Annotated in this window: 2 protein-coding genes; both read left to right on the top strand. The window is 67.6% G+C overall.

Features of this window, described 5'->3' with window-relative positions:
* A partial coding sequence (locus tag ACFQS1_RS40595; RefSeq protein ID WP_378978426.1) for a Tox-REase-5 domain-containing protein occupies positions 1 to 283 on the top strand: 283 nt, incomplete at its 5' end.
* 27 nt (positions 284 to 310) lie between these two features.
* Positions 311 to 608: Imm52 family immunity protein (locus ACFQS1_RS40590; RefSeq protein WP_378978424.1), on the top strand; the 298-nt coding region annotated here is incomplete at its 3' end.

The raw sequence follows: 608 nt of genomic DNA, 5'->3' as shown, positions 1-608 counted from the left end.
CGACTTCGACGGATTCAGCAACGGCAAGCTGATCGAGGCCAAGGACAACTATTCCAGCTTCATCGACCCCAAGACCGGCGACTGGAAGTGGTGGTTCAAGAACGGCCGGGCCGGCAAGAACGAGACCGGCTACGAAGCCCTCGTCCGCGAGGCACGTTCCCAGCAGGCCGCGGCGGGCGGCAACCCGTTGGAGTGGCGGGTGTCCAGCCCCGAGCTCAAGGCCACGCTCGAGCGCACCTTCGGTGAGGAGGGAATCGACATCCCCGTGGTCGTGTATCCGTAAGATCTCTCGCACCAGGAGGAGGTGACGATGCCGGTCGAGAAGGTACTTGTGCAGGCGATATGGGGACCGCGTGCGGAATCGGTCGACCAGATCGCGCGGCGGTGGGCGACCTCGAACCGGGAGCTGGCGCTGGTCGATCCGATGCTCTCCCGCTGGGTCGCCGTCTACGAGGAGGAGGACGGGCACCGGGAGGAGGAGCTGGACACGCCGGCCGCGCTGGCCGAGATCCTGTCGATCGGAGCCGGCGAGGCGAAACCCGGGCTCGGCTTCGGCTTCAGCGCCTGGAACGGCCGGCGCGGCGAGGACGAGGCCTCGTTCCTCGGCC

Source organism: Paractinoplanes rhizophilus (genome assembly GCF_042664765.1).
In the GTDB taxonomy this organism is placed as follows: Bacteria; Actinomycetota; Actinomycetes; order Mycobacteriales; family Micromonosporaceae; genus Actinoplanes; species Actinoplanes rhizophilus.
This window is presented reverse-complemented; position numbering and strand designations above follow the sequence as displayed.